Annotated in this window: 16 protein-coding genes and 1 pseudogene; 2 read left to right on the forward strand and 15 right to left on the reverse strand. The window is 70.3% G+C overall.

Going from position 1 to position 24,627, the window contains the following annotated elements:
• The 9 genes from J7357_RS13000 to J7357_RS13040 form a co-directional block, all read right to left on the reverse strand.
• A partial coding sequence (locus tag J7357_RS13000; protein WP_209247039.1) for a septal ring lytic transglycosylase RlpA family protein occupies positions 1–895 on the reverse strand: 895 nt, incomplete at its 3' end.
• Positions 892–2,028, reverse strand: a complete 1,137-nt coding sequence (gene mltB, locus J7357_RS13005) for a lytic murein transglycosylase B (RefSeq protein ID WP_209247041.1) — start codon at positions 2,026–2,028, stop codon at positions 892–894. The genes J7357_RS13000 and mltB, both read right to left, overlap by 4 nt.
• A 348-nt stretch (positions 2,029–2,376) precedes the next feature.
• Positions 2,377–3,795, reverse strand: a complete 1,419-nt coding sequence (locus J7357_RS13010) for a glycosyl hydrolase family 28 protein (protein WP_209247043.1) — start codon at positions 3,793–3,795, stop codon at positions 2,377–2,379.
• 8 nt (positions 3,796–3,803) lie between these two features.
• A complete protein-coding gene (locus tag J7357_RS13015) occupies positions 3,804–5,144 on the reverse strand; it encodes a virulence factor family protein (protein ID WP_209247045.1) in 1,341 nt (446 codons plus the stop codon).
• A gap of 333 nt (positions 5,145–5,477) precedes the next feature.
• Positions 5,478–6,584 (reverse strand): rod shape-determining protein RodA, encoded by a 1,107-nt coding sequence (gene rodA, locus J7357_RS13020; protein ID WP_010343696.1) that lies wholly within the window; start codon positions 6,582–6,584, stop codon positions 5,478–5,480.
• Complete coding sequence (mrdA, locus tag J7357_RS13025) at positions 6,581–8,641, reverse strand: penicillin-binding protein 2 (RefSeq protein WP_209247047.1); 2,061 nt, start codon at positions 8,639–8,641, stop codon at positions 6,581–6,583. The genes rodA and mrdA overlap by 4 nt, the downstream gene beginning before the upstream one ends.
• A 1-nt stretch (position 8,642) precedes the next feature.
• Entirely contained in the window at positions 8,643–9,128 is a 486-nt protein-coding gene (mreD, locus tag J7357_RS13030; RefSeq protein WP_010343694.1) for a rod shape-determining protein MreD, read from the reverse strand.
• Positions 9,125–10,228, reverse strand: a complete 1,104-nt coding sequence (gene mreC / locus J7357_RS13035; protein WP_209247049.1) for a rod shape-determining protein MreC — start codon at positions 10,226–10,228, stop codon at positions 9,125–9,127. Before mreC ends, mreD begins: the two co-directional genes overlap by 4 nt.
• A 170-nt stretch (positions 10,229–10,398) precedes the next feature.
• Positions 10,399–11,445: a rod shape-determining protein gene (locus J7357_RS13040; protein WP_010343692.1), complete on the reverse strand. Its 1,047-nt coding sequence runs from the start codon at positions 11,443–11,445 to the stop codon at positions 10,399–10,401.
• A 260-nt stretch (positions 11,446–11,705) separates the two neighbouring features.
• Here J7357_RS13040 and J7357_RS13045 point away from each other — a divergent pair, with 260 nt between their 5' ends.
• Both J7357_RS13045 and J7357_RS13050 read left to right on the forward strand, forming a co-directional pair.
• Positions 11,706–12,638 carry a carbohydrate kinase family protein gene (locus J7357_RS13045; RefSeq protein ID WP_209247051.1) on the forward strand — a complete coding sequence of 311 codons (933 nt, stop codon included), beginning with the start codon at positions 11,706–11,708 and terminating at the stop codon, positions 12,636–12,638.
• Between the two features lie 256 nt (positions 12,639–12,894).
• Positions 12,895–14,877 carry a sigma-54-dependent Fis family transcriptional regulator gene (locus J7357_RS13050; protein WP_209247053.1) on the forward strand — a complete coding sequence of 661 codons (1,983 nt, stop codon included), beginning with the start codon at positions 12,895–12,897 and terminating at the stop codon, positions 14,875–14,877.
• A 419-nt stretch (positions 14,878–15,296) separates the two neighbouring features.
• Here the strand turns inward: J7357_RS13050 and J7357_RS13055 are convergent, their stop codons facing one another.
• The 6 genes and pseudogenes from J7357_RS13055 to J7357_RS13080 all read right to left on the reverse strand — a co-directional run bounded on the left by J7357_RS13055 (position 15,297) and on the right by J7357_RS13080 (position 24,305).
• Positions 15,297–17,693, reverse strand: a complete 2,397-nt coding sequence (locus J7357_RS13055; protein ID WP_209247055.1) for a TonB-dependent receptor — start codon at positions 17,691–17,693, stop codon at positions 15,297–15,299.
• Between the two features lie 16 nt (positions 17,694–17,709).
• Positions 17,710–18,819 carry an S-(hydroxymethyl)glutathione dehydrogenase/class III alcohol dehydrogenase gene (locus J7357_RS13060; protein ID WP_209247057.1) on the reverse strand — a complete coding sequence of 370 codons (1,110 nt, stop codon included), beginning with the start codon at positions 18,817–18,819 and terminating at the stop codon, positions 17,710–17,712.
• Between the two features lie 53 nt (positions 18,820–18,872).
• Positions 18,873–19,892 (reverse strand): beta-propeller fold lactonase family protein, encoded by a 1,020-nt coding sequence (locus tag J7357_RS13065; RefSeq protein WP_209247058.1) that lies wholly within the window; start codon positions 19,890–19,892, stop codon positions 18,873–18,875.
• The gene (locus tag J7357_RS13070; RefSeq protein ID WP_343237414.1) at positions 19,889–20,413 is read right to left on the reverse strand and encodes a c-type cytochrome; all 525 of its coding nucleotides are present in this window, start codon (positions 20,411–20,413) and stop codon (positions 19,889–19,891) included. The genes J7357_RS13065 and J7357_RS13070 overlap by 4 nt, the downstream gene beginning before the upstream one ends.
• Positions 20,414–20,538: 125 nt before the next feature.
• Positions 20,539–22,203: pseudogene (locus J7357_RS13075) on the reverse strand (quinoprotein dehydrogenase-associated putative ABC transporter substrate-binding protein); the annotation flags it as partial.
• 80 nt (positions 22,204–22,283) lie between these two features.
• Positions 22,284–24,305, reverse strand: a complete 2,022-nt coding sequence (locus J7357_RS13080; RefSeq protein WP_209247065.1) for a methanol/ethanol family PQQ-dependent dehydrogenase — start codon at positions 24,303–24,305, stop codon at positions 22,284–22,286.
• Positions 24,306–24,627 lie beyond the last annotated feature (322 nt).

Below are 24,627 nucleotides of genomic sequence, written 5' to 3' on the forward strand. Positions count from 1 at the left end.
CCACGGCAGCCACCGGCACGGCACGCGCCGGCGCGGCCGCGGCCGCCGTGCCGCTGGCCGTTCCGGCCGACGTCGCCGGCAGGGTCTTGACCAGATTGTCCATGTCCGCCGCGCGCCGTACCGCCGCGGGATCGCGCGTGGCGGTCGCGGTGGACGCGCTGGCCAGCAGCGTCGCCGGGCGCCGGCCAGGAGTGCGCCGTGCCAGCAGGTCGCCGTTGTCGGCCGGGGTCAGGCCGCGCACTTCCACGCGGCCGGTGCCCTTGCCGGTGATGCCGAGCTTGACCGCCGCCGCATAGCTGAGGTCGATCAGCCGATCGTCGTGGAACGGGCCGCGATCGTTGATCCGCACCACCACCGACTGGCCGTTGTCCAGGTTGGTGACCAGGGCGAAGCTGGGCAGCGGCAGGGTCTTGTGCGCGGCGGTGAACGCGTACATGTCGTAGACCTCGCGGTTGGAGGTCAGGCGGCCATGGAACTTGCTGCCGTAGTACGAGGCGGTACCGCGCTCGACGTAGCTGTGCGGATCGTCGATGACCACGTACTCGCGGCCCAGCACCATGTACGGGGAGCGGTTGCCGATCGCCGAACGCGGCTCGTCGGTGACCAGCGGCTCGGGAATGCAGGCGACGTTGGGCACGTAGTCCGGGGTGCTGTCGCGCACGCCTGGCGCGTACAGGCCGCCGGCGGTGTAGTTGCCGCGCTTGGACGGGTCTTCCTTGGCCGGCGCGTAGGGCGAGGTCGAGGGGCAGCCGGTGGCGACGTGCGCCGGGCCCTTGCCCTCGACCCGGATGCCGGGTCCGGCGCCGCCGGCGGTCTTCTTCGGGGCGCTGCTGCAGGCGGCCAGCGCCAGCACAGCGACGACGGGAGCGATCCGGAGCAGCGCGTTCGGGTTCATGCCGGTGGTAACTCCTTGCCGGCGATGGCCTGGGACAGTTGGTAGACGGCCATCGCGTACATCTTGGAATTGTTGTAGCGGGTGATCGCGTAGTAGTTCTGGAAGCCCAGCCAGTACTGCTTGCCGGTGCTGCCGTCGAGGGTGATCGGCGTGGCGGTGCCCGCCGTCGCCGGCACCGGCGCGGTCGGCGTGTAGCCGCGCGCGGCCAGGTCGGCCAGGGTATAGGTCGGCGTCCAGTCGGTCGGATTGAATTCCTCCGCCCCCGGACGCAGCGTCGCCGGCACCGCGACCAGCCCGTCGCGCACCCAGCCGCCCTTCTTCACGAAATAGTTGGCGATCGACGAGAACGCATCGTCGTAGTCGGTGAACAGGTTGCGCTTGCCGTCGCCATCGCCGTCGACCGCGAACTGGCGGTAGCTGGAGGGCATGAACTGGCCCAGGCCCATCGCGCCGGCGTAGCTGCCGATCAGGCCGGTGATGTCCAGGTTCTCCTCGCGCGCCAGCGCGAACAACTGGCCGAGCTCATCGCGGAAGAACAGCTCGCGGCGCACCTCGCGCTCGAGCTTGGCCGGGTCGCCGCTGCGCGGGTAGCGGAACGCCAGCGTGTACAGCGCGTCCAGCACGCGGTAGGAGCCGGCATTCTTGCCGTAGCTGGTCTCCACGCCAATGATCGCCACGATGGTCTCGGCCGGCACGCCGGTGCGCGCCTGCACCCGCTGCAATTCGTCGCGGTGCGTGGCCAGGAACGCGCGACCGCCGTCGATGCGCGCCTGGCTGATGAACATCGGCCGGTATTCGCTCCACGGCTTGACCCGCTCGGCCGGGCGCGACATCGCCGCGACGATCGCATCCTTGAACTGCGCCTGCGCCAGCGTCGCCTCGATCTGCGACGGCTCGATACCGTACTTGGCCGCGGTGTCACGCACGAAGTTGGCGCGGGCGACTTCGAACGGCACCGGGGTCAGGTCCACCGGCGGCGCCTGCACCGCCTCGGGTGCGGCTTCGACCGGCGGTGCCGGGCGTGGGGCCGGCGGCGGCGCGCTGGCCTGCGGCGGCGACGGCGGCGCCTTGGGCTGGGTCGCGCATGCGACCAGGCCAAGCGTGAGCAGGCAAATCAGCGAGCGTCGGATCATGCCGGCAGACTAACAGATTCAAGATGAATTTCTACCAATAACGCCATGAAACAAAAGAACTTTGCCGCAGGTCAAGTGCGCCTGCAGCATTCTCTTCCAGCGTGCTCCCGCACGTCCCGCGGCGCTTGCCGCCGCTGGAGCGTGAAATGGCGCCGGGCGTGCCTCCGCGGCAGCGCAAGGCCTTGGATCTGATGCCTCTCTCGGAACGCCGGGCGGCACCCGGCGCAGCGGACCATGCGCAACCTCGGCACGCACCGCCCTGCCCCGCGCATCGCCCCTGACAGCGCCTCGCACAAAACAGCCTGGACTGCCGAGGGATGGAGGGCGACGGGTTTGCCGCGCAGCGGGCTAAAGCGCCGGAAACACCGGCGCGCTGGCGCAGGCGGGGACCAACCCGGCCAGCGTGATCGCATAGGTGGAGGTGGCGCTGCTGTCCTGGCTCAACTGCAGGTTGGACTGGTCCACGCCGATGCGCGCGTTGCTGGCATGCAGGGCGGCGACATCCACGTCTACGTGCGCGAGCACCAGGTCGAGCGGCGTCGCGGCGCTGTCGCCCTGCACGGTGCTGCCCTTGCCGGCAGGCGTGTCCTGCGCGCGCAGTCCGTCGACCACGATGCCGGCGAAGGTCGGCACGCTGCCGCTGCGGCTGCCGCCGTGGTCGTGACCATAGCGCGGCGTGATCACCAGCGGCCTGGCCACGCCGAACAGGCAGGTGTTGCGGTAGAGCACGTCGCGCACCGGGCCGCCCTTGGCCGGGCCGGTCTTGATGCGCAGGCCGTTGTTGTCGGTGGCGACGATGCCGTCGGCGTCGTGGCCGACCAGGCGGTTGCCGTCCACCAGCACGTTGTCGACGCCGTACATCACCTCGCTGCCGATGGAGATGCCGTGGGTGCCGTAGAAACGCGAATCGCGCACGGTGATGTCGGCCGAGCGCGCGGCGCTGGTCTTGATCGCGATGCCGTCGTCGCCGGCCATCACGTCGTTGTCGGCCAGGGTGGCGTTGCGCACGCTGTCCAGATCCAGGCCGTCGGTGTTGGGGCTGTTGGCCGGTGCCCTGACCCGCACGCCCCAGACGGTGACGCCGTCTCCGCCGTGCACGAAGAAGTGGAAGTACGGCGCGTCGACCAGGTTGAGGTGGTAGAGCTGCAGATCGGCGACGTCCTGCGCGCGGATCAGGTCGGGGGCGTTCTGGGTCAGGCCGGCGGCCTTGGCGCTGCGCGCGAACTGCCACCAGCTGTCGCTGCCGCCGAGCATCGGCAGGTCGCCGCGGCCGTCGATGCTGCCCTGGTGACCGGCGGCATCGCGCACGCCCATCACCCCCAGGGCGCGCCCGTGCAGAGTGATCAACGCGCGACAACTGCCGCTGCGGTCCGCGGCCTGGCCGCAGGCGCTGCGGCCGGGGACCTGATAGTCGGCCGGCAGGCGCGAGGCGAACAGGGTCACGCCGCTGTCGATGACCAGCGTGGTGTTGCTGCGGATCGTCAATGGCCCGCTGAGGAATGCGTTGCCGCTGCCGGCGCGCAGCAGCACCGCGCCGTGCGCGCCGTCGGCGCAGCGGTCGAGCGCGGCCTGGATGCGTGCGGTGTCCGGCGGGCGGCGCTCCAGCGCATCGGCGAAGCGGCGTTGCTGCGCCTGCAGGGTCGCATCCAGGGTCATGCACACCGGCGGCAGGCGCGGTTCGACGACGCTGCGAGCATCGCCGGTGGCCGCGGCGCTGGCGAACGCCGCGGCGGCGAGCAGGCCGCCGCACGCCAGCGCAACGCGCATGCGCAGGCTCATTGCCGCAGCGCGGCGTGCGACGGCGGCAGCGCGGCGGCGGGCGATGCCGTGGCCGCGGCAGGACGCGGCGCGCGCAGTTCGGCCACGGGAAGGCGCGCGTCGGCGGACAGCTGCTGCCAGCGGTCGTCGACGATCGTCGCCAGGCCCGCCGGGTGTTGGTCGAAATGGTGACCGCCGTGCAACACCACCACCTCCGCGCCGCGCGCACGCAATTGCGGGCAGAGCGTATCGGTTTCCTTGTCGCCGTACACGCACAGCAACTGCGCCGGGGCGATGCGCGCCACTTCCGGCTGCACCGGCAAGGCATCGTCGGCGTCGCCGAGATTGAACCAGCCGCGCACGCGGATCTGGAAATCGGCCTTGTGCTCCAGGCCCAGCAAGGCCACCAGGCCGACCTGCTCGCGCTGCGCCGACGGCAACCGGTTGACCATGAACGGCAGGGTGGTGGCACCGAAGGAATAGCCGACCAGCAGGATCTTCTGCGGATGCCAGCGCTGCTGGTAATAGGCGATGACCCGGCTCAGGTCGGCGCTGGCCCGCGCCGGCGGCTTGGCCCGCCAGAAGTAGCGCAGGCTGTCCCAGCCGACCACGGCGATGCCGCGGCGCTGCAGCGCCTCGGCCATGCCTTTGTCGATGTCGCGCCAGCCGCCGTCGCCGGACAGCACGATGGCCAGCGGCGCGCCCGGGATGTTCGACGGCAGTTCGGTCAGCGGCAGGTCGTCCAGCGCACCGCCGCGGCCGCGCGCGTGCAGGTGCGCGGCGACGCGCGCCGCCAGCGCGGCATCCACGCCGCCATCGGCCGGCGCCGCCACGGTATCGACAAAACCCTGCGCCGGGGTGGCGGCGGCGGTGCCGGCGCAGACCTCGGTGGGTGCCGGCGCCACGCCGATGGCGCCGCCCAGGGTCGCGGTCGGCGCGGCCCCGACGATGCGCTCGGCAAGGGTCGCGGCGGTGCCGGTGCCGGCCAGCACCGGCAGGTAGTAGCTGTCGCCGTGCAACTGCCGCTGCAGTCGCCGGCTCAACTGCTCGGCGTCGTGCCAGGCCTTGTCGCAGCCGTGGCCGCCACGGCGCAGGTGCTTGAGATAGCGCTGGCCGTCGACCACCGCGACCAGCGCGCCGCTGGCGGCGATGCGCTGCGCGGCGGCCTGCCGCTGCGCCGGGCTGCCGCTGGCGAGCAGGATCACCAGGCCCTGCGGCGTGCCCTGCGGATGCACCAGGGTCGCGCGGCCGTAGCCGCGGGCATGCAGCGCCCCCGGCGGAAAGTAATAGCGCAGCAGTGCGTAGCCGCTCAGGCCCAGCACCACGCTCGTCAACAGCAACACACGCAGGAATTTCATCAAGACGCATCCAGCCCGGCAGTGCCGGACATCGGGACAACCACGAGACGCGAGGAAACGGCGTTGCGGCGAACGCACGCGGACGCGCAGGCCTGGGCCCGGGTCGGCGGACGTGCTGCGCGCGGCTCCTCGACGACGGTGGGCTGGGATGGATGCGCGGGGTCGCACCTGCCTACCCGGAACGTTCCTGCGCGCGTGTGGGCCGGGGGGAGCGGCGCGCGTCACGTGGCATCGACGCGAATTGTGACACGCGTGACACGCGCTGCCATCCTGCGGACATCTGCCTGCAAGGGAGCGGTTAAGCCAGCGCGCGGCGGCGGCCGTGCGGCTCGCTCAGTACCCGTGCACCGGACGGTGCGCCTTCACCGCCATCACCAGGCCCAGCCCGGCCAGCAGCGACACCGCCGAGGTGCCGCCATAGCTCATCAGCGGCATCGGCACGCCGACCACCGGCAGCAGCCCGGAGATCATGCCGCCGTTGACCAGCACGTAGACGAAGAACGCCAGACCGGTGGCGCCGGCCAGCAGGCGCGAGAAGGTGTCGCGCGCCTGCGAGGCGATCCACAGGCAACGCCCGATCACGATCAGGTACAGGGTCAGCACGGTGGCCACGCCGATCCAGCCGAACTCCTCGCTGAGCACGGAGAAGGCGAAGTCGGTGGTCTGCTCGGGGATGAAGTTCAGGTGCGACTGCGAGCCCAGGCCCCAACCCTTGCCGTGCAGGCCGCCGGAGCCGATCGCGATCTTGGACTGGATGATGTTCCAGCCGGCGCCGAGCGCGTCGTTCTCCGGGTTGAGGAACATCATGATGCGGTCCTTCTGGTAGGGCCGCAGCAGCCACAGCCAGGCCACCGGCGCGGCCGCGGCGACGCCGCCGACGGCGATGCCCACCCACCACCACGGCAGGCCGGCCAGCAGCAGCACGAAGCCGCCGCTGGCGGCGATCAGCACGCCGGTACCGAAGTCCGGCTGCAGCATGATCAAGGCGGTGGGAATGCCGATGATGACCGCGCTGACCAGCACCGTGGGGATGCGCGGCGGCAGCGGCATGCGATGCAGGTACCAGGCCACCATCATCGGCATGCTGATCTTCAGCAATTCGGCAGGTTGCAGGTAGAACACCTTCAGGTCCAGCCACTGCCGCCCGTACTTGCCGGTGCCCAGCACGAACACCGCCAGCAGCGGCAGCATCGACAGCGCGTAGATCAGCGGGGTCCAGGCGCGCAGGCGCAGCGCCGACACCCGCGACAGGCTCCACATCGCCGCCGCGCCGATGGCGAAGCGCGCGCCCTGCGCCATGACGAGGTGCATGCCGCCGGCGCTCTTGAGCACCGCCAGCCCCATCGCCATCAGCGCGCCCAGCGCCAGGCACAGCGGCCAGTCCAGGGTGCGGGTGAAGCGGCCGCCGATGTCGACCAGCCAGCGCAGGAAATCCTTCATCGCTCGTCCGGAATCTCGTCGGGGATCGCCGGCGCCGCGGACTGCAGCGGCACCACCGCCGCATCCACCTCGGCCTGGCCGATCAGCACCGGGCGTTCGCCGGCAGCCAGCGCCACCGCATCGGCGGCGGCGCGCGAGCCCGGATCCTCGGCGTAATACAGGTGGCTGCCGAAGGCGGTGGCGCCGCGCAGGCTGTCCAGCGGCTCGACGCCGGGCGGCAGCCGGCCGAGCAGCCAGGCATCGAAGATCTTGCGTGCGATCGGCGCGGCGGTACTGGCGCCGTAGCCGCCGCCCTCCACCGCGATCGCCAGGGCGATGGTCGGCCGTTCGGCGGGTGCGAAGCCCTCGAACAGCGAGCGGTGCCGCAGGTGCATCGGCAGGCTGCGCGGATCGACCGCGGCCAGCCCCTTGCGGCTGACCACCTGCGCGGTACCGGTCTTGCCGGCCATCTGGTACGGCGCACCGACGGTGATGGCATAGCCGCTGCCGCCCGGGCGCATGGTGTCCATCATGCCCTCGCGCACCGCCTGCAGGTTGCTGGGGTTGTCGCTGATCGGCTTGCTCGGCTCCGGCTGTACCGGCGCCCACGGCTGGTCGAAGGCCTGGCGCGTGGCCATCACCAGGTGCGGCGTGCGCAATTGTCCGTCGGCGATGCCGGCGACCCCGCGCACCAGTTGCAGCGGCGTCACCTTCCAGTCGCCCTGGCCGATGGCGATGTTGACCGTGTCGCCCGGGTACCAGGCTTCCTTGCGGCTCTTGGCCTTGTAGGCCGGCGACGGCACGATGCCGCCGGTCTCGCCGACCAGGTCGATGCCGGTGGGCACGCCGAAGCCGTAGCGGGTCATGTACTGGTCGACCTTGGTGATGCCCATGTCGATGGCCAGCTTGTAGTAGTAGGTGTTCACCGACTGCGCGATGGACTTGCGCAGGTCGGTCCAGCCGTGGCCGCCGCGGTGCGAGTCGCCCCAGCCGCGGCTGACTCCGGGCAGGTAGAACATGCCGGTGGAGAGGATCTTGTCCTCCGGGCGGCGGGTGCCGCTGTCCAGGCCGGCCAGGCCCATGAACGGCTTGATGGTGGAGCCGGGCGCCACGCCGCCCAGCACCAGGCGGTTGAACTGCGGCCGCGACGGGTCGCTGTTGAGCGCCTGGAAATCGGCGTGGGAGATGCCGTTGACGAACAGGTTGGGGTCGTAGGACGGCAGGCTGACCATGGCCAGGATCTCGCCGGTGCGCGGATCGATGGCGATGGCCGAGCCCTGGTAGTCGCCGAAGGCGGCGACCATCGCGCGCTGCAGGTCGGCGTCGATGGACAGGCGCAGGTCGGCGCCGGACTGCGCCGGCACCCGGCCGACGGTGCGGATCGCACGACCCTGCACGTTGGTCTCGACCTGCTCGTAGCCGACCTTGCCGCGCAGTTCCTCTTCGTAATAGCGCTCCAGCCCGGACTTGCCGATGTGGGTCAGCGCGGCGTTGCCCTCGCCCAGCGTCTCCAGGTCCTTCTCGTCGATGCGGCCCACGTAGCCGATGATGTGCGCGAACAGGTCGCCGTAGGGGTAGTGCCGGGTCAGGTAGGGTTCCAGCTCCACGCCCGGGAAGCGCCAGCGGTCCACCGCGAAACGCGCCCGCTCCTCCTCGCTGACGCGCAGCTTCAGGGTGATCGGACGGAAGCTGCGGCTGGCCTTGCGCGCGGCCTGGAAACGTTCGATGTCTTCCGGCGACAGCGCGATGACCTTGCCCAGCTCGGCCAGCAGCGCGTCCATGTCGGCGACCTTGTCCGGGGTCACGTCGAGCCGGAACGCGGGCACGTTCTCGGCCAGCAGGCGGCCGTTGCGGTCGTAGATCATGCCGCGCCCGGGCACCACCGGCCGCGGCTTGATGCGGTTGGCGTCGGAGCGGGTGGCGTAGACGTCGTGGTCCAGCACCTGCAGCTTGAAGTACCAGCCGCCCAGGCCCAGCAATGCCACCAGCACGCCAAGGAAGCCCAGCGCCGCGCGGCGCCGGAACTGCTCGGCCTCGGCGTGCGGGTTCTTCTGCGCGCGGCGCGGATGCAGGGCCATGCTACTTGCTCCGCCGGCCCAGCCGCAGCGCGTCCAGCAGCACGAACAGCGGCGGCCACAGCGCCATGCCCAGCAGCGGCGCCCACCAGTAGTTCCACGGCAGCGTCGGCTCGCCGACGGCCAGGTGCACCGCCGCGGCGACGATGCGGTCGTTGACCAGCAGGCCGCCGATCGCCAGCGCCTGCTGCGACATCGGGAAGAAGCGGATGCGCGCGCGGAAGCGCTGCAGGATGAAGCTCAGGATCACCAGGCGTAGCGCCTGCTCGCCGAGCACCCCGCCGTACAGCAGATCGGCCAGCACCCCGACCGCGAAGGCGAAGCCCAGCCCGACCTTGTCCGGGGTCTCGATCACCCAGTACGCCACCACCAGCGCCAGCCAGTACGGCCGCAGCGGCTGCACCACCAGCGGCAACGGCATCAACCCCAGCAGCAGCGCCACGATCACGCTGACCGGAAGCACCCAGCCTTTGCTGCGCAGGCGGCTCATTGGCCCGTCTCCTTTGGAGCCGGGTGGGAATCGGGAATGGGGAGTCGGGAATCGGATGTCGCGCGTGCCGGCTTGGTCGGCGGCGGGGTGGGCACGGTGGCGGACGGGTGCGCGGCCGGTGCGGCCGGTGCGGTCGTCCCAGTTGCGACGGTCGGAGCCGAATGCTGCGCGGCCTTGTCACCGCCTTGCGCTGCGCCAACCACGGGCGAGGCCCCTTCCGCTGCCGCGGACGCCGGCTTCGCCAATTCCCGATTCCCGATTCCCCATTCCCGGCTCTTCAGCAACAACACATCCCGCCCACGGTCCAGCTTCGCCGCCGGCTTCAGTTGGCCGACCAGGAAGGCATGGGTGTCGTCCGGGCGCAGGGCGGAGATGGTGCCGACCGGGAAGCCGGCCGGGAAGCGGCCGCCCAGGCCGGAGGTGACGATCTCGTCGCCCACCTCGACGCCGGCGCTGAGCGGGATGTCGCGCAGCTCCAGGCTGCCGCCGCGGCCGTAGACGATCAGGCGCACGCCGTTGCGCGCCACCGTCACCGGTACCGCGTGGTCGGGGTCGGTCAGCAGCAGCACGGTGGAGTGCAACGGGGTCACCGCGATCACCTGGCCCATCAGGCCGCCGGCGTCGATCACCGCCTGGCCGACGTGCACGCCGTCGCGGCTGCCGGCATCGAGCACCAGCCGCTGCCGGGTCGGGTCCAGGTCGATGTCCAGGATCGGCGCCAGTTGCACATCCAGGCCGCGGCGCTCGGCCACGCCCAGCAGTTCGCGCAGCTGCGCGTTGTCCAGCGCCGCGGTCTGCAGCCGGGTCAGGCGCGCCTTGGCGATCAGCAGCTCGTTGCGCAACGCGCGGTTTTCCTTGACCAGTTGCGCGTGGCTGGCCGCGTTCTCCTGCACCTGGGTGCCCAGCCGCCCGGGCAGGCCGGCCAGCGCCCAGATCGGCTGCACCAGCACCGTGGCCTGGCTGCGCAGGCGGGCCAGCCAGTCGGCCTGCGCGTCGAGCACGATCAGCACCAGCGCCAGCGCCAGGTAGGCCAGCAGGCGCGGCGTGCTGGCGGATTCGCCGGGGCGGGCGGTGACGGGAGGACCGGCGTAAGGAGGCACGGGCTAAAGCCGGGAATGGGGAATCGGGAATGGGGAATCGAACAACAACGGCGCGCTCCCGGCTCGATCGGGCCGGGGCGCGGATACGGCGGTGAACGCGGGCACTGGGGCATCGGTGCGGATGGGGCATTCGATTCCCCATTCCCCATTCCCGATTCCCGGCCTCACCATCACTCCGGCGCGAAGAACTCGTTGCCGTGCATGTCCACCAGCTCCAGCGCCCGGCCGCCGCCGCGGGCCACGCAGGTCAGCGGATCGTCGGCGACCTGCACGTGCAGGCCGGTTTCCTCGGAGATCAGCCGGTCCAGGTCGCGCAGCAGCGCGCCGCCGCCGGTCAGCACGATGCCGCGCTCGGCGACGTCGGCGCACAGTTCCGGCGGGGTCTGCTCCAGGGCCAGCTTGACCGCCGAGACGATGCCCGACAGCGGCTCGTGCAGCGCTTCCAGCACTTCGTTGGAGTTGATCTTGATCATCTTCGGCACACCCTCGGCGAGGTTGCGGCCGGAGATCTCCATCTCCTGCACCACCGCCTGCGGGTAGGCGCAGCCGATTTCCAGCTTGATCCGCTCGGCGGTGGCCTCGCCGATCAGCATGCCGTGGTTGCGGCGCACGTAGTTGGTGATCGACTCGTCGAAGCGGTCGCCGCCGATGCGCACCGACTGCGAATAGACGATGCCGTTCAGCGAAATGACCGCGACCTCGGTGGTGCCGCCGCCGATGTCGATGACCATCGAGCCGCGCGCCTCGGTGACCGGCATGCCGGCGCCGATCGCCGCGGCCATCGGTTCCTCGATCAGGTACACGTCGCGGGCACCGGCCTCCTCGGCCGATTCCTTGATCGCGCGGCGCTCGACCTGGGTGGAGCCGGCCGGCACGCACACCAGCACGCGCGGGCTGGGCCGCAGGAAGCGCGACTTGTGCACCTTCTTGATGAAGTGCTTCAGCATCGCCTCGGTGTAGGTGAAGTCGGCGATGACGCCGTCCTTCATCGGGCGGATGGTGGTGATGTGGCCCGGCGTACGGCCGAGCATCTGCTTGGCCTCGGCGCCGACCGCGGCCACCGAGCGGGTGCCGCCGATCGCCCGGTCCTGCCGCACCGCCACCACCGACGGTTCGTTCAGCACGATGCCCTGGCCACGCACGTAGATGAGGGTGTTGGCCGTGCCCAGATCGATGGACAGGTCGTTGGAGAACATGCCGCGGAGTTTCTTGAACATCGGGGGATTGGGTCCTGGGGCGCGCGCCGTCGCCAGAATGGCGAAAAAATGGGCAGAAAACGAAGTCCGCTAGCCTAGCAATCCGCCTGGGTGCGGGCAAGGAAAATTCTCGCTAAAACCACGCGTTGCGTGGTATCGGCGAGACCGCGACGGATCGTGGTTCTGGCCCTGCCGGGCCGCAGCCGTTACCCTTTGCGCCGCGGCGACCCCGCCCCTCGCCCGCCTGAATGCGGGCTCATTCCTCCGCCAAGGCCTGCCCGATGTCTGCACTGATCTGTGGTTCTCTCGCTTACGACACCATCATGGTGTTCCCGGACCAGTTCAAGAACCACATCCTGCCGGACAAGGTGCACATCCTGAACGTGTCGTTCCTGGTGCCGCGGATGCGCCGCGAGTTCGGCGGCTGCGCCGGCAACATCGCCTACAACCTGCACCTGCTGGGCGGCCAGCCGATCCCGATGGGCACGGTGGGCCAGGACTTCGGCCCGTACCGCGAGCATTTCCAGGCGCTGGGCATCGACCTGTCGCGGGTCAAGGTGATCGAGGAGCTGTTCACCCCGCAGGCGTTCATCACCACCGACCACGACAACAACCAGATCACCGCCTTCCACCCGGGGGCGATGATGCGCAGCTACGAGAACCACGTGAAGGACGTGCCGGGCGTGACCCTGGGCCTGGTCGGCCCGGACGGGCGCGAGGGCATGATCCAGAACGCCGAGGAGTTCAGCGCCGGCGGCGTGCCGTTCATCTTCGACCCCGGCCAGGCCATGCCGCTGTTCAACGGCCCCGAACTGCGCCAGTTCATCGAGCAGGCCGACTACGTGGTGGTCAACGACTACGAGTCCAACCTGCTGCAGGAGCGCACCGGCTGGGACGAGAAGGACATCGTCTCGCGCGTGCAGGCCTACATCACCACCCAGGGCCCGAAGGGCGCGCTGGTGCACACCCCCGAGAAGACCTACGACATCCCGCCGGCGCACGAGCGCCGCGTGGTCGACCCCACCGGCTGCGGCGACGCCTTCCGCGCCGGCCTGATCTTCGGCATCCAGCGCGGCTGCGACTGGCTGACCATCGGCCGCATGGGCAACCTGATGGGCGCCCTGAAGGTCGAGCACCCAGGCACCCAGAACCAGCGCTTCGACTTCGACGAATTCAACGACCAGTTCAAGCAGCAGTTCGGCTATGCGTTGTAAGGCTGGGAGTGGGGAATCGGGAATGGGGAATCGTAAAAGCGGGAACCTGGCGTCCTGAGACCACGAAGAACCGCGCTTTTGCGCGGTTTTTTGTTTTCGCCGCAAGGCGGAACGGGATCCGCCCCAGCCAAGCCGCGCTTACCATTCCCCATTCCCGATTCCCCACTCCCCGCCTTTGCTGCACTGCGGGTTGAGCGCCGGTCCGGTTTGTGCGTCACTTGCCCCAGGGGCCCCCTGGGGGGACGAGAGCGCGCCCATGTCCGAGTCGACTGTCGCAAGCCTCGCGCAAGCCAAGGTCGTCGCAGCATCCGCCGCCGAGGCCGACTGTGCGCCGCTGGCGCGCATGCGCCATTTCCGCCAGATCGAGTCCCTGCCGCCGGTGCTGGCGCGCTCGTGGCGGCGCTGCCTCGACGAGTACGGCCTGGACCCGGACACCCATCCCTCGCCAATGGTCCACGACGACGGCGAGCTGCGCGAGCGCCAGCAGCGGCTGGAGGCGCTGCTGCGCATCGCCAAGGTGGAGATGGAAAATCTCTACGAACAGATCGCCGGCGGCAGCTACGCGGTGGTGTTCGCCGACACCGAGGCCACGGTGCTGCACAGCGTGCAGGATGCGGCGCTGCTGCGTGCGTTCCGCGAGACCGGGCTGTTCTGCGGCGCCAGCTGGGCCGAGCGCTATCAGGGCACCAACGGCATCGGCACCTGCGCGGTGGAGGGCAGCGCGCTGAGCGTGCACCGCGGCGAACACTACCTGGAGCGGCACCTGCCGTTGTCGTGCAGCGGCGCGCCGATCCTGGATCCGCAAGGCCGCCTGCTGGCGGTGCTGGACGCTTCCACGCCCGACGCGCGCGATACCAAGCTGGTGCAATGCCATACCGGCGCGCTGGTGCGCATGTCGGCGGCGCAGATCGCCCGCGCGTACTTCCTGGAACAGTACCGGCATGCCTGGATCCTGCGCTTCCACAGCCGCCCGGAATTCGCCGGGCTGCTGCACGAAGCGCTGATCGCGGTGGGCGGCGACGGCCGCGTGCTCGCGGTCAACGAGGCGACGCTGGAACAGCTCGGCAAGCCCGACCGCTCCCCGCTGGTCGGGCGCGACATCGCCCAGGTGATGCAGCTGGATTTCGACACGCTGGAGCAGCGCGCGCGCAACGACGCCAGCACGCTGTGGTCGATCCGCTGCGCCTGCCACGGCCGCCGCTTCTTCGCCCTGGCGCAGCCGCCACGCGCACGCACCCCCGCCAGCCGTGCGCGCGCCGGCAGCGCGGATGACCAGGCCACGCGCGCCAACGACCATGTCGGCTCCGATCCGCGCATGCTGCACAACCTGGACAACGCGCTGAAGCTGGCCAAGCACCGCGTGTCGATCCTGCTGTGCGGCGCCACCGGCACCGGCAAGGAGGAGTTCGCCAAGGCGGTGCACCGCAGCTCGCCCTGGGCCGATCGGCCGTTCGTGGCGGTGAATTGCGCGGCGATCCCGGAGGCGCTGATCGAGAGCGAACTGTTCGGCTATGCGCGCGGCGCCTTCACCGATGCCGCGCGCGAGGGACGCCACGGCAAGCTGCTGCAGGCCAGCGGCGGCACCCTGTTCCTGGACGAGATCGGCGACATGCCGCTGCCGCTGCAGACGCGCCTGCTGCGCGTGCTGGAGGAACAGAGCGTGACCCCGCTGGGCAGCGACCGCGCGGTGCCGCTGGAACTGCACGTGATCAGCGCCAGCCACCGCGACCTGGCGCAGATGGTCGGCAGCGGCGGCTTCCGCGAGGACCTGTACTACCGCCTCAACGGCGTGGTGCTGCACCTGCCGCCGCTGCGCGAGCGCAGCGACAAGGCCGAACTGATCCGCACCCTGTTGCGCGAGGAGAGCGGCGAGCAGCCGGTGCGCATCAGCGAGGATGCCCTGCACAAGCTGCTCAGCTATGCCTGGCCCGGCAACCTGCGGCAGTTGCGCAACGTGCTGCGCACCGCGGCGGTGCTGTGCGCCGACGGCGTCATCCGCATCCCCAACCTGCCGCAGGAGATCGTCGACGCCGACAGCGGCCCGTGCCTGCTCGGCGACGATGCGCATGCCGGCGACGGCGTGCCCGGCCGCGTCGCCCTGGACAGCGCCGAGCGCAGCGTGCTGCAGCAGCAGCTCGAGCGCCACCGCTGGAACGTCAGCCGCACCGCCGATGCGCTGGGCATCAGCCGCAACACCCTGTATCGCAAGCTGCGCAAGCATGGGTTGGCGACGGTGTGAGTCGAGGTAGCGTCGCGATTCAAGGGGTTGCTGCGTGCCGCGAATGAGGCCTCGCCTGTCGTTCCTTGCCTGGCGGTGGCGCGAGTACTTCGGGAAATTTGGGTCCCAACCGCTGAGGCGGCTGGGGGATGTTTGGCTTCGATGTCGCGGCTGAAGCCGCTCATACGACAACAGCCCGCAGGTCGATTGGATCGCAGACTGTGGGAGGGACTTCAGTCCCGACTGCTGTCGAAGGCAGATGCGTTTCAGCTGCGATGTCGCGACCGAAGCAATCCTGACACGCGTTGCGCTCGGTCGCGGCGCAGCGAGCAGCGATTCGGGCAAGAGTGGCTTCAGCCGCGACAGTCGCCGCAGCCGGTCGGCTACCAGTCGCAGGCACCAGCCGGATAACGCGAAGCCGCAACAGCGCACGACCGCCGCTAGAACCGCCAGCGCAGGCCGACCTGGTACTGCCGCGGCGCCCCAGGCGCGACGAAGCGCGAGGGGCCGTCCTCGACCGCGGCGTCCTGCGGACGCGCCAGGGCTCCGCCCGGAAACAGATCCTCGGCGATGGCCGCATACGTCTCGTAGCGACGGTCGAACACGTTGTTGACCCGCAGATACAACGACAGCCCCTCGGCGAGCTCCCAGGTGCCGTGCAGGTCGAGCAAGGCGTAGCCGCCGGTGGACAGGTCGTGGCGCGCCGGCGCCTCGCCTTCCTCGGGATCCTCGACCAGGCCGTCCTCGTTGCCGCTGGCCACGCGCCGCGACACCGCGCGCAGGTCCGCGCCCAGTGCCAGCTGCGCCAGCGCCTGCCACTCCACGCCCAGCTTCAGCGTGTTGCGCGGCAGGCCGGCGATGCGGGTGCCCGGGCGCAAGGTCACGGTACGCTCGCCCGAGAGCAGTTCGCCGGCGCTGCGATAGGTGGCGTCCAGGTAGCTGTAGCCGACGAACCAGCGCAGCGCGCCGTGGCTGCCGCGGTAGCTGAGATCGGCGCCCTGGTAGCGGGTGCGGTCGACGTTGTCGAAATAGCCCTGCTGGGAATTGGGTGCGCGCAGGAACAGGATGTCGTCGCGATTGTCGGCGCGGTACAGTGAGACGTTGAGCGTCTGCGCCGGCGACGGGTTCCAGCGCAGGCCGAGCTCGTAGGTGCGCGAGACGATCTGCTCCAGGCGCGGATCGGCCTGCAGCCCGGTCGGCAACCGGCACGGTTGCTCCGGGTCGGCGCAGCCGAGCTCGATCGCGGTCGGCGCGCGGCTGTTCTGCGAGGCCGAGGCGAACGCGGTGAAACCGCCGCCCAGGCGCTGGGTGATGCCCAGCGACGGATTGGCCTTGGCGAACACGAAGCGCTCGCGCGGCAGCACGCCGTCGTCGGCGGTGGACAGGGTGTTGGCGACGGCGACGCGGTTCCAGCGCAGCGCAGCGCTGACATGGGTGGCCTCGCTCAACTCCCAGGTATCGGCGGCGAACAGGCCCAGGGTGCTGCTGCGGCCGTCGACGCCGGAGAAGAACTCCCGGTCCTCGTCCGGATCGGCGACCACCGAGCGATCGTCCTGCACGAACGCCTCCTGTTCGTACTGGCGGTAGCGCACCCGGTTGCGGTCGTAGGTGGCGCCGATGCTCAACGCGTGCGCGCCAGCCTGGCGGCTGAGGTTCAGCGCCACGCCCTCGGCATGCTGGCGCATCTGCGTGGTGTTGAGCACGCCGCTGTGCAGGGCGTCGGCATCGGCGCGCGAGACCGTGCAGCCGGCATCCAGCGGCGTGCCGTCGGCGGCGTAGCCGTCGGCGCAGTCGTCGACGAATGCCTCGTAGTCGTCGTTGATGTCGCCGTTGACGGTGTCGCGGCGCCCCTGCCGGTAGTAGGCCAGCAGATGCAGCGCGGTGCGCTCGTCGAAGCGATGGTCGAACTGCCCCGTGAGCAGGGTGTTGCGGTTGCGAGTCAGGTCCGGCGAGGTGTAGACCGCGGCGCGGTCGGCCTCGTACAGCCCCGGCTCGGTTCCCTCGTCGGTGTATCGATCGCTCGGCAGCAGGCCATTGCCGACCAGGCGGCTGCGTCCGTGCAGCAGCGACACGTCCCAGTCGGTGCTGTCGCCCTGCCGGCCGAGCTTGCCGAACACGGTGCCCAGGCGGCCGGCGGAGGCGTCGCGCCAGCCGTTTTCGTCGAAGCCGGTGACCGCGACGAAGGCATGCAGGCCGTCGCGGCCGGCGTAGCCGTAGGACGCATCCAGGCGCTTGCGCGCGCCGCTGCCCACCGACAGGTCGGCGCGCAGGCCCGGCGCGGTGAGGCCGGACTGGGTGGTGAAGGCCAGCGCGCCGCCCAGCGTGTTGGGGCCGAACAGCGGGTTGGAGCCCGGCATCAACGCGACGCTGCGGATCGCCGCCTCCGGCATCATGTCCCAGCTGACGATGTCGGCGAACGGCTCGTTCATGCGCACGCCGTCCAGGTACACCGACACGCCCTGCGAGGCGCCAGGCAGCGCCGAGGCGCGGAAGCCGCGGAAGGTCAGATCGGTCTGGAACGGACTGCCCTGCACCTCGTTGGTGTCCACCCCGTTCATCTCGCGCAGCAGGAAGTCGGTGAGGTTGCCGGCCTGGCTGCGCGCGATGTCGTCGGCATTGGCGGTCTGCACCGTGTACGGCAGCAGATCGGCATCGATCAGCGTGCCGGGAATCGGCGTGGCGGTGACCTCGACCCGGTCCAGCGCGGTGATCTGCGCATCGTCGGCGTTGACCGTGGTCTGCGCGCGCGCCGGTGCGGCGAGCAGGCCGATGGCGGTGGCGACGGCCAGGGCGAGCAGGCTCGCCGACGGGGTGCTGGGTCCTGGGATATGGGGCATGCCGGTTCCTTGAGGCTCAGTAGAGAACGATCGATTTGATGCCGCGGCCGGCGCGCATCGCCTCGAAGCCGCGGTTGATGTGGTCCAGCGGCAGGGTTTCGCTGATCAGTTCGTCGATGCGGATCTCCCCGGCCAGGTAGCGCTCGGCATAGGCCGGCAGTTCGCTGCGGCCCTTGACCCCGCCGAACGCGCTGCCGCGCCAGGCGCGGCCGGTGACCAGTTGCAGCGGCCGCGTGCTGATCTCCTGCGCGCTCGGCGCCACGCCGAGGATGATGCTTTCGCCCCAGCCCTTGTGGCAGCACTCCAGCGCCGCGCGCATCGCGCGCACGTCGCCGACGCAGGCGAAGCTGTGGTCGGCGCCGCCGTCGGTGAGATCGACGATGACCTGCTGCACCGGCGCGCCGAAATCCTTCGGGTCCAGGCAATCGGTGGCGCCCAGCGCGCGCGCCAGCGGGAACTTGTCGCGGTTGATGTCGACCACGATGATCCGTTCGGCGCGCGCCATCACCGCGCCCTGCACCACCGACAGGCCGATGCCGCCCAGCCCGAACACCGCCACGCTCTCGCCCGGACGCACCCGCGCGGTATTGAGCACCGCGCCGATGCCGGTGGTGACCGTGCAGCCGAGCAGGCAGGCCTTGTCCAGCGGCGCGGCCGGATGAATCCTGGCCACCGCGATCTCCGGCAGCACGGTGTACTCGGCGAAGGTGCTGGTGCCCATGTAGTGCAGCAGCGGGCGCCCGTGCAGCGAGAAGCGGCTGCTGCCGTCGGGCATCAGCCCGCGGTCCTGGCTGCTGCGGATCGCCTGGCACAGGTTGGTGCGGTTGGAACGGCAGTACTTGCACACGCCGCATTCGGGCATGTAAAGCGGGATCACGTGATCGCCCGGGCGCACGCTGGTGACGCCGACACCGACTTCCTCGACCACGCCGGCGCCTTCCTGGCCCAGGATCACCGGAAACGCCGCCTCGGCATCGATGCCGGACAAGGCGATGTCGTCGCCATGGCAGATGCCGCTGGCGACCATGCGCACCAGCACCTCGCCGGCCTTGGGCGGCTGCAGATCCACTTCCTCGATGGCCAGCGGCTGGTTCGCCGCCCAGGCGACCGCGGCTCGCGTCTTCATTCCGGCTCTCCCCGCCTCCCGTCGCGGCGCCCGAAAGCGCCGCTCGCCTCACCTCACTGCGCCACGACCACACCCCATGGCATCTCGCCCACCGCGATCTGCTTGATCTCCTTCATCGCCGCCGTGTCGATGACACTGACGCTGTTGGAACGGCCATTGGCCACGTACAGCTTCTTGCCGTCGGGACTCAGCGCCGGATTCCAGGGACGCTGCCCGACCGGGATCTCCGCCAGCACCCGGCGCGCGGCCGGGTCGATCACGCTGACCGTGCCGGCGCCGTTCGACGCGTACACGCGGCTGCCGTCGCGGGCGATGGCGATGCCGGCGGTGCGCTGCCCGGCCGGGATGCTGGCCACGCGCTTGCGCGCCGCCAGATCGATCACGTCGACCACGTTGGCCGCTTCCTGCGCCACGTACGCCGTCTTGCCGTCCGGCGCGAACGCCATGCCACGCGGATGCCCGCTGGTGGCGATCACGCCGATGGAGGCACCGGCCTTCAGGTCGATCACGTCCAGGTCGTTGGAGCCCTCGTTGCTGGTCAGCAGCAACGCGCCGTCCGGGGTGTAGACGCAGTGTTCCGGCGCCTGCCCGCGGGTGGCGATGTGCGCGCCGATGGTGAAGCCGACCGGATCGATCAGCATCACCTGGTTCTGCCCTTCCACGCACACCGCCAGCTGGCGGCCATCCGGCGACACGGCCACGCCCTCGGCGTTCTCGCCGATGTCGACGCTGCGCAGCACACGGTCCTGCACGGTATCCAGATCCAGCAGGCGATGGCCCTGCGCGTCGATGACGTACAGATGCCCGGGCGGACCCGGCACCACCTGCTGCAGGCGCTTGCCGAGCTGGCCCTGCGCCGACAGCGTCCGCACCACGCGGTCGCTGTCGGTGTCGATCACCGAGATGGTGCCGCTGCGCTGGTTCGGGACGTAGGCCAGCGCCGCGGCAGCAGCCGTCGGCGCTGGCGCAGCCTTCGCGGCGTCGGCCCCTGCGGCTGGCGCAGGGGCACGCTGGCAGGCCGCGGCGCACAGCGACAGCGCAACGACCGCGGCCAGTCGCAACGCGTTGCTCATTGCGTGGCGCCCGCGGTCTTGTTGATGGAGTGGATGAAGGCCAGCAGCTTCTCGGTATCGCCCGGCTTGAGCACCGGCCCGAACGGCGGCATTTGCCCGACCACCTTCTCGTGGCCGATGCGGGTCTTGCCGTGCGCGGCCATGCCGGCGGTGCCTTCGGTGATCAGCGTGCGCAAGGTGTCGTCGTCGCTGCCGTACACCCAGATGTCGTTGGTCAGCGGCGGGCACATGCCGCCACCACCGGTGCCGCCGTGGCAGGCGGTGCAGCCGGCGGAGTTGAAGATCGCCTTGCCTTCGGCGACCAGCTCCGGGGTGACCTTGACCGGCGGCCCCTTCGGAATCGGCGTGACCGCCGCAGCGGGTGCAGGTGCAGGTGCCGCGGCAGCGGGCGCGGCAGGCGCGGCCGGCGCAGGCGCAGGCGCTGCGGCAGGGGCGGCCGGCGCAGCCGCGGGCGCAGGCGCAGGCGGCGTCTCCTGCTTGCCGCAGGCGGCCAGCAACAGGAACGCGGCGAACAGGGACATGGGCAGCAGCACGGAGACGGCGCGACGGCGGACGGAAGCAGGACGCATGGGGACAGAACCTTTGCGGAGTGCACGATGGGAAGAGCAGGCCGCGCGGGCGGCATGTGCGGGACGACAGAAAGCGGTCATTGCGTGCGTCGGTGCTGGGCCTCCGTCAACAGGTGGGCGAGTTCGGCATTGCCGCGTTGCTGGGCCAGCGCCGCGGGCGTCTTGCCGTCGGCGTCGCGCGCATCGGCGCTGGCGCCGGCGGCGAGCAGGCGCCGGGCGCTGTCCTCGCGACCGGCGGCGGCAGCGAGCATCAAGGGAGTGACGCCGGCCCGATTCGCGCGGTCGGGCTCGGCGCCGCGCTTGAGCAGCAAATCGAGGATCTTCGGCTCGTTGCGCGCCACCGCGAACATCACCGGGGTGAAGCCGGCCGGGTTGGCGTGGCGCACGCTGGCGCCGGCATCGAGCAGCGCCTGCACCACGTCGGCATCGGCGTAGGAGATGGCCAGGTCCAGCGGCGTCCAGCCGTCGGCGGACACCGCCTCGACCTTGGCGCGATGCGCCAGCAACTGCGCGACACTCTTGCCATCGTTGGACCAGGCCGCCTTCATCAGCGGCGTCCAGCCATTGCTGTCGCGGTTTTCGACCTTGGCACCGGCGGCCAGCAGTTCGCCGACCAGCAGCGGCGCCTGGTTGCGGATCGCCTGCTGCAGCGGTGGCTCGCCGAGCTGGTTGGGCGTGTCGGCGCTGGCGCCATGGCGCAGCAGCCAGGCCACGCGCACGCCGTCGCCGGCATCGAGCGCGTGCGCCAGTTCCTCGTTGGGATCGGCGCCGCCGGCGATGCGCAGCTGCAATTGCGCCAGCATGTCCGAGGAGGCCTGCGCGCTCGGCGTGTCGTCCCGGTCGTCGGGCACCGTATAGGGACCGTGCGAGCGCAGGTCGCCGGCAACGATGCAATCGGCGCAGGCCACCAGCGGCACGTGATAGTCGCGCAGGATCGCGCCGATCTTGCCGGCACTGCGCTGCATCGCCGCGTTCAGCGCATCGCGCAGGTCCGCGTTCTTGCGCGACACCGCCCACGCCATCGAATACTCCAGCACTTCGTTGTCGATGACATTCAGCGGCACCACGCCGAGGCCGCCGCGCGCGGCGTAGTAGCCGGCCACCGGCCCCCAGGATTCGGCGGCATCGAGCTTGCCGGCGGCGACCTGCTCGGCGAGCTTGCCGGGATGCTCCTGCGGTGCGCTGGCCGAGTCGTAGAACAGGTATTGCACCTCGCCCTGCACGCCATGGTCGAACAGCGCCTGCCGCGCCGGCGAACTCTGGAACACGCCGACCTTGAGTCGTTTCAGCGCCGGATCGTCCAGCGACGCCGGGCGCAGATCCAGGCCCTTGCGCGTGACCAGCACATAGGTGGAGCGATACAGCGGGCGCGTGGGCAGGCCCATCTCGAAGTCGCTGTTCATGTCCATCAGCACGTCGCAGCGCCCGGCGTTGATCGTGCTGCGCGCCAGGCCGCGCTGGTAGTAGCTGCGCCATTCGTATTCCAGGCGCCGGCCCATCTCCGCGGCCACCACCTGGGCGATCTTGTTCTGGAAGCCCTCGCCTGCGCGATCGGACAACGGCATGTTGCCGGGATCGGCGCAGACCCGCAGCACCGGCGCATCGGCCGGCAGCGTCGTGGCGGGCGCGGCGGAGGCCGGCGCCGCAGCGGCGGGCGGGGCAGCAGGAGCGCGAGCCGTCGCGGACGACGGCTCGCGCGTGCAGCCTGCGGCGACGAGTCCGAGGCTGCACAACAGCAACACGGCGCGCGCGCCCGCAGGCAGGCGCCACGAGGCAGGCGCCATGCGGCACCCGCTCGCACCCTGGACGCGGCGCCGCCGGCTCATCGCACCGTCTTGGCGGCAACTGCCGCGCTGCCGCCGCCCGCGGCCGCGGCCGCGGTGGCGGTCGTGGTAGGCGTGACGGTCTTGCCGGCGCCGTCGATGCGGAAGGTGTGCACCATGCCGCCCAACGGAATCTTGTCGAAGCCATTGCTGAAGGCCAGGCCCGCGGCACCCAATGCGCCGTACGGATCGCCCGGATCCAGGCCGGCGGCGACCGGCAGGCCGATCCAGCCGCCGATGCCCGAGAACACCGCCACGTACTGGTGGCCATTGGCCTTGTAGGCGATCGGGTTGCCGATGATGCCCGAGGGCAGCTTGGTCTCCCACAGCTTCTTGCCGGTGTCCTTGTCCACCGCGCGGAACCAGCCGTCCAGCGTGCCGTAGAACACCAGCCCGCCGTCGGTGACCAGGGTGCCGCTCCACACCGGGAACTTCTCCTTGATCTCCCACTTGGACTTGCCCTCGACCACGTCGAACGCCTTGACGATGCCCAGCGCGCCGGGCTCGTTCGGCTTCATCAGCACGTTGGCGAACACGTACGGCAGGCCCATCATGGTGTTGCCGCGCTCCTGCGGGTCGAGCTCCATGTGCCAGTTGTTGGTGCCGCAGAAGAATACCGCCGAGTTGGCCGGATCCACCGAGCACGGCTGCTGGTCCTTGCCGCCCATCGCCGACGGGAACGCCTCGACCTTGCGGCCGCGCTCCAGCGGCGAGTGCGCCGCGACCTTGACCGGGCGCCCGGTCTTCATGTCGATGCGCTCTGCCCAGTTGGCCGGCACGAACTTGTTGGCGCGCAGCAGGGTGCCGTCGCGGCGGTCGAGCACGTAGGCAAAGCCGTTGCGGTCGAACTGCACCACCGAGGGCACCTGCTTGCCGTCGATGGTCAGGTCGACCAGGATCGGCTCGTTGATGCCGTCGTAGTCCCACTGGTCGAACGGGGTCTTCTGGTAGCCCCACACCGCCTCGCCGGTGTCGATCTTGCGCGCGAACAGGGTCATCGACCACTTGTTGTCGTACTCGCCGGTATCGCATTCCTTCTGCGTGGTCTTGCCGCAGCGGTACGACGGGCTCCACAGGCCGGGATTGCCGGTGCCGTAGTAGACCAGCTTGAGTTTCGGGTCGTAGCTGTACCAGCCCCACGCCGCGCCGCCGCCGCGCTTCCAGCCTTCGTCGGGATAGGTCTTCTGGCCGAGGTCGCCGAGCTGGCCGTGCTGCGGATTGGCCTTGTTGAAGTCCGGGCCGAGGCAGATGTCCTTGTCGGTGCCGGTGGCCTCGCAGGACCAGGCCTGCTTGCCGTCGGCCAGCGCGTACGCGGCGACACGCCCACGCACGCCGAACTCGTTGCCGCTGATGCCGGCCACCACCTTGCCGTCGGCGATGATCGGGGCCATGGTGATGGTCTCGCCCTTCTCCGGATAGGCGAGCTTCTGCTTCCACACTTCCTTGCCGGTCTTGGCATCGAGCGCGATCACGTCGCCGCTGAGGCTGCCGAACACCACCTTGCCGTCGGCATAGGAGGCGCCGCGGTTGACCGTGTCGCAGCAGGCCACCGCCACCGCGCGCTCGTCCTGCTGCGGGGTGTACTTCCACAGCACCTTGCCGTTGTCTTCCTGCGACAGGTCGATCGCGAACACGTTGTTCGGATAGGCGCTGACCATGTACATGGTGCTGCCGATCACCAGCGGCTGGCCTTCGTGGCCGCGGGTGGCGTCGGTCTTCATCTCCCACGACATCTTCAGGTTCTTGACGTTGTCGCGGTTGATCTCGGCCAAGGGGCTATGCCGGTTCAGGCCGAAGTCGCGACCGATGCCACCCCAGTTGTCGGGGTTGGCGGCATTGGTGGCGAACTCGCTGTCGGTATCGGCGACGGCGGCCGGCGCAGCGGCCGGCGGTTGCTGTGCGGCGGCGGCCGGTGCGGCTGGTGCCGGGGTCTCTTCCTGCTTCTTGCAACCCGCCAGCGCCAACGCAGTGGCAAGCGCGAGCAACGTACAAGCCTGGGTACGACGTGAATGACTGTGCATCGTTCTACTCCCCTCGTTGAAGAGCCGCGACAGCTGCACCTGGGTCGGCGTGTGCCACGGAACCTGAAGCGTGGGTGTATGCGAGCAACGTCCATGCCATCGCAGCGCTGCGATGCAACATCCCTTGACGTGCGGATCACGACGCCAGGTGCCGCCCTGAAGGCGTCCATCCAGGCGGCCGCAGGCGTCTCGAGAACGTGACACTTTGTGCCACGCCGTTGCATCGCCCGTGGCGCAGTGTGAGCACACGTCTCGGTGGCACACCCTGCGCCATCCAGGCCCGTGCGTTGGTGCGCGGCAGGGGAAAGTGAGGCCGCGGCAG

The organism is Xanthomonas sp. D-109, from assembly GCF_017746095.1.
Classification (GTDB): domain Bacteria; phylum Pseudomonadota; class Gammaproteobacteria; order Xanthomonadales; family Xanthomonadaceae; genus Xanthomonas_A; species Xanthomonas_A sacchari.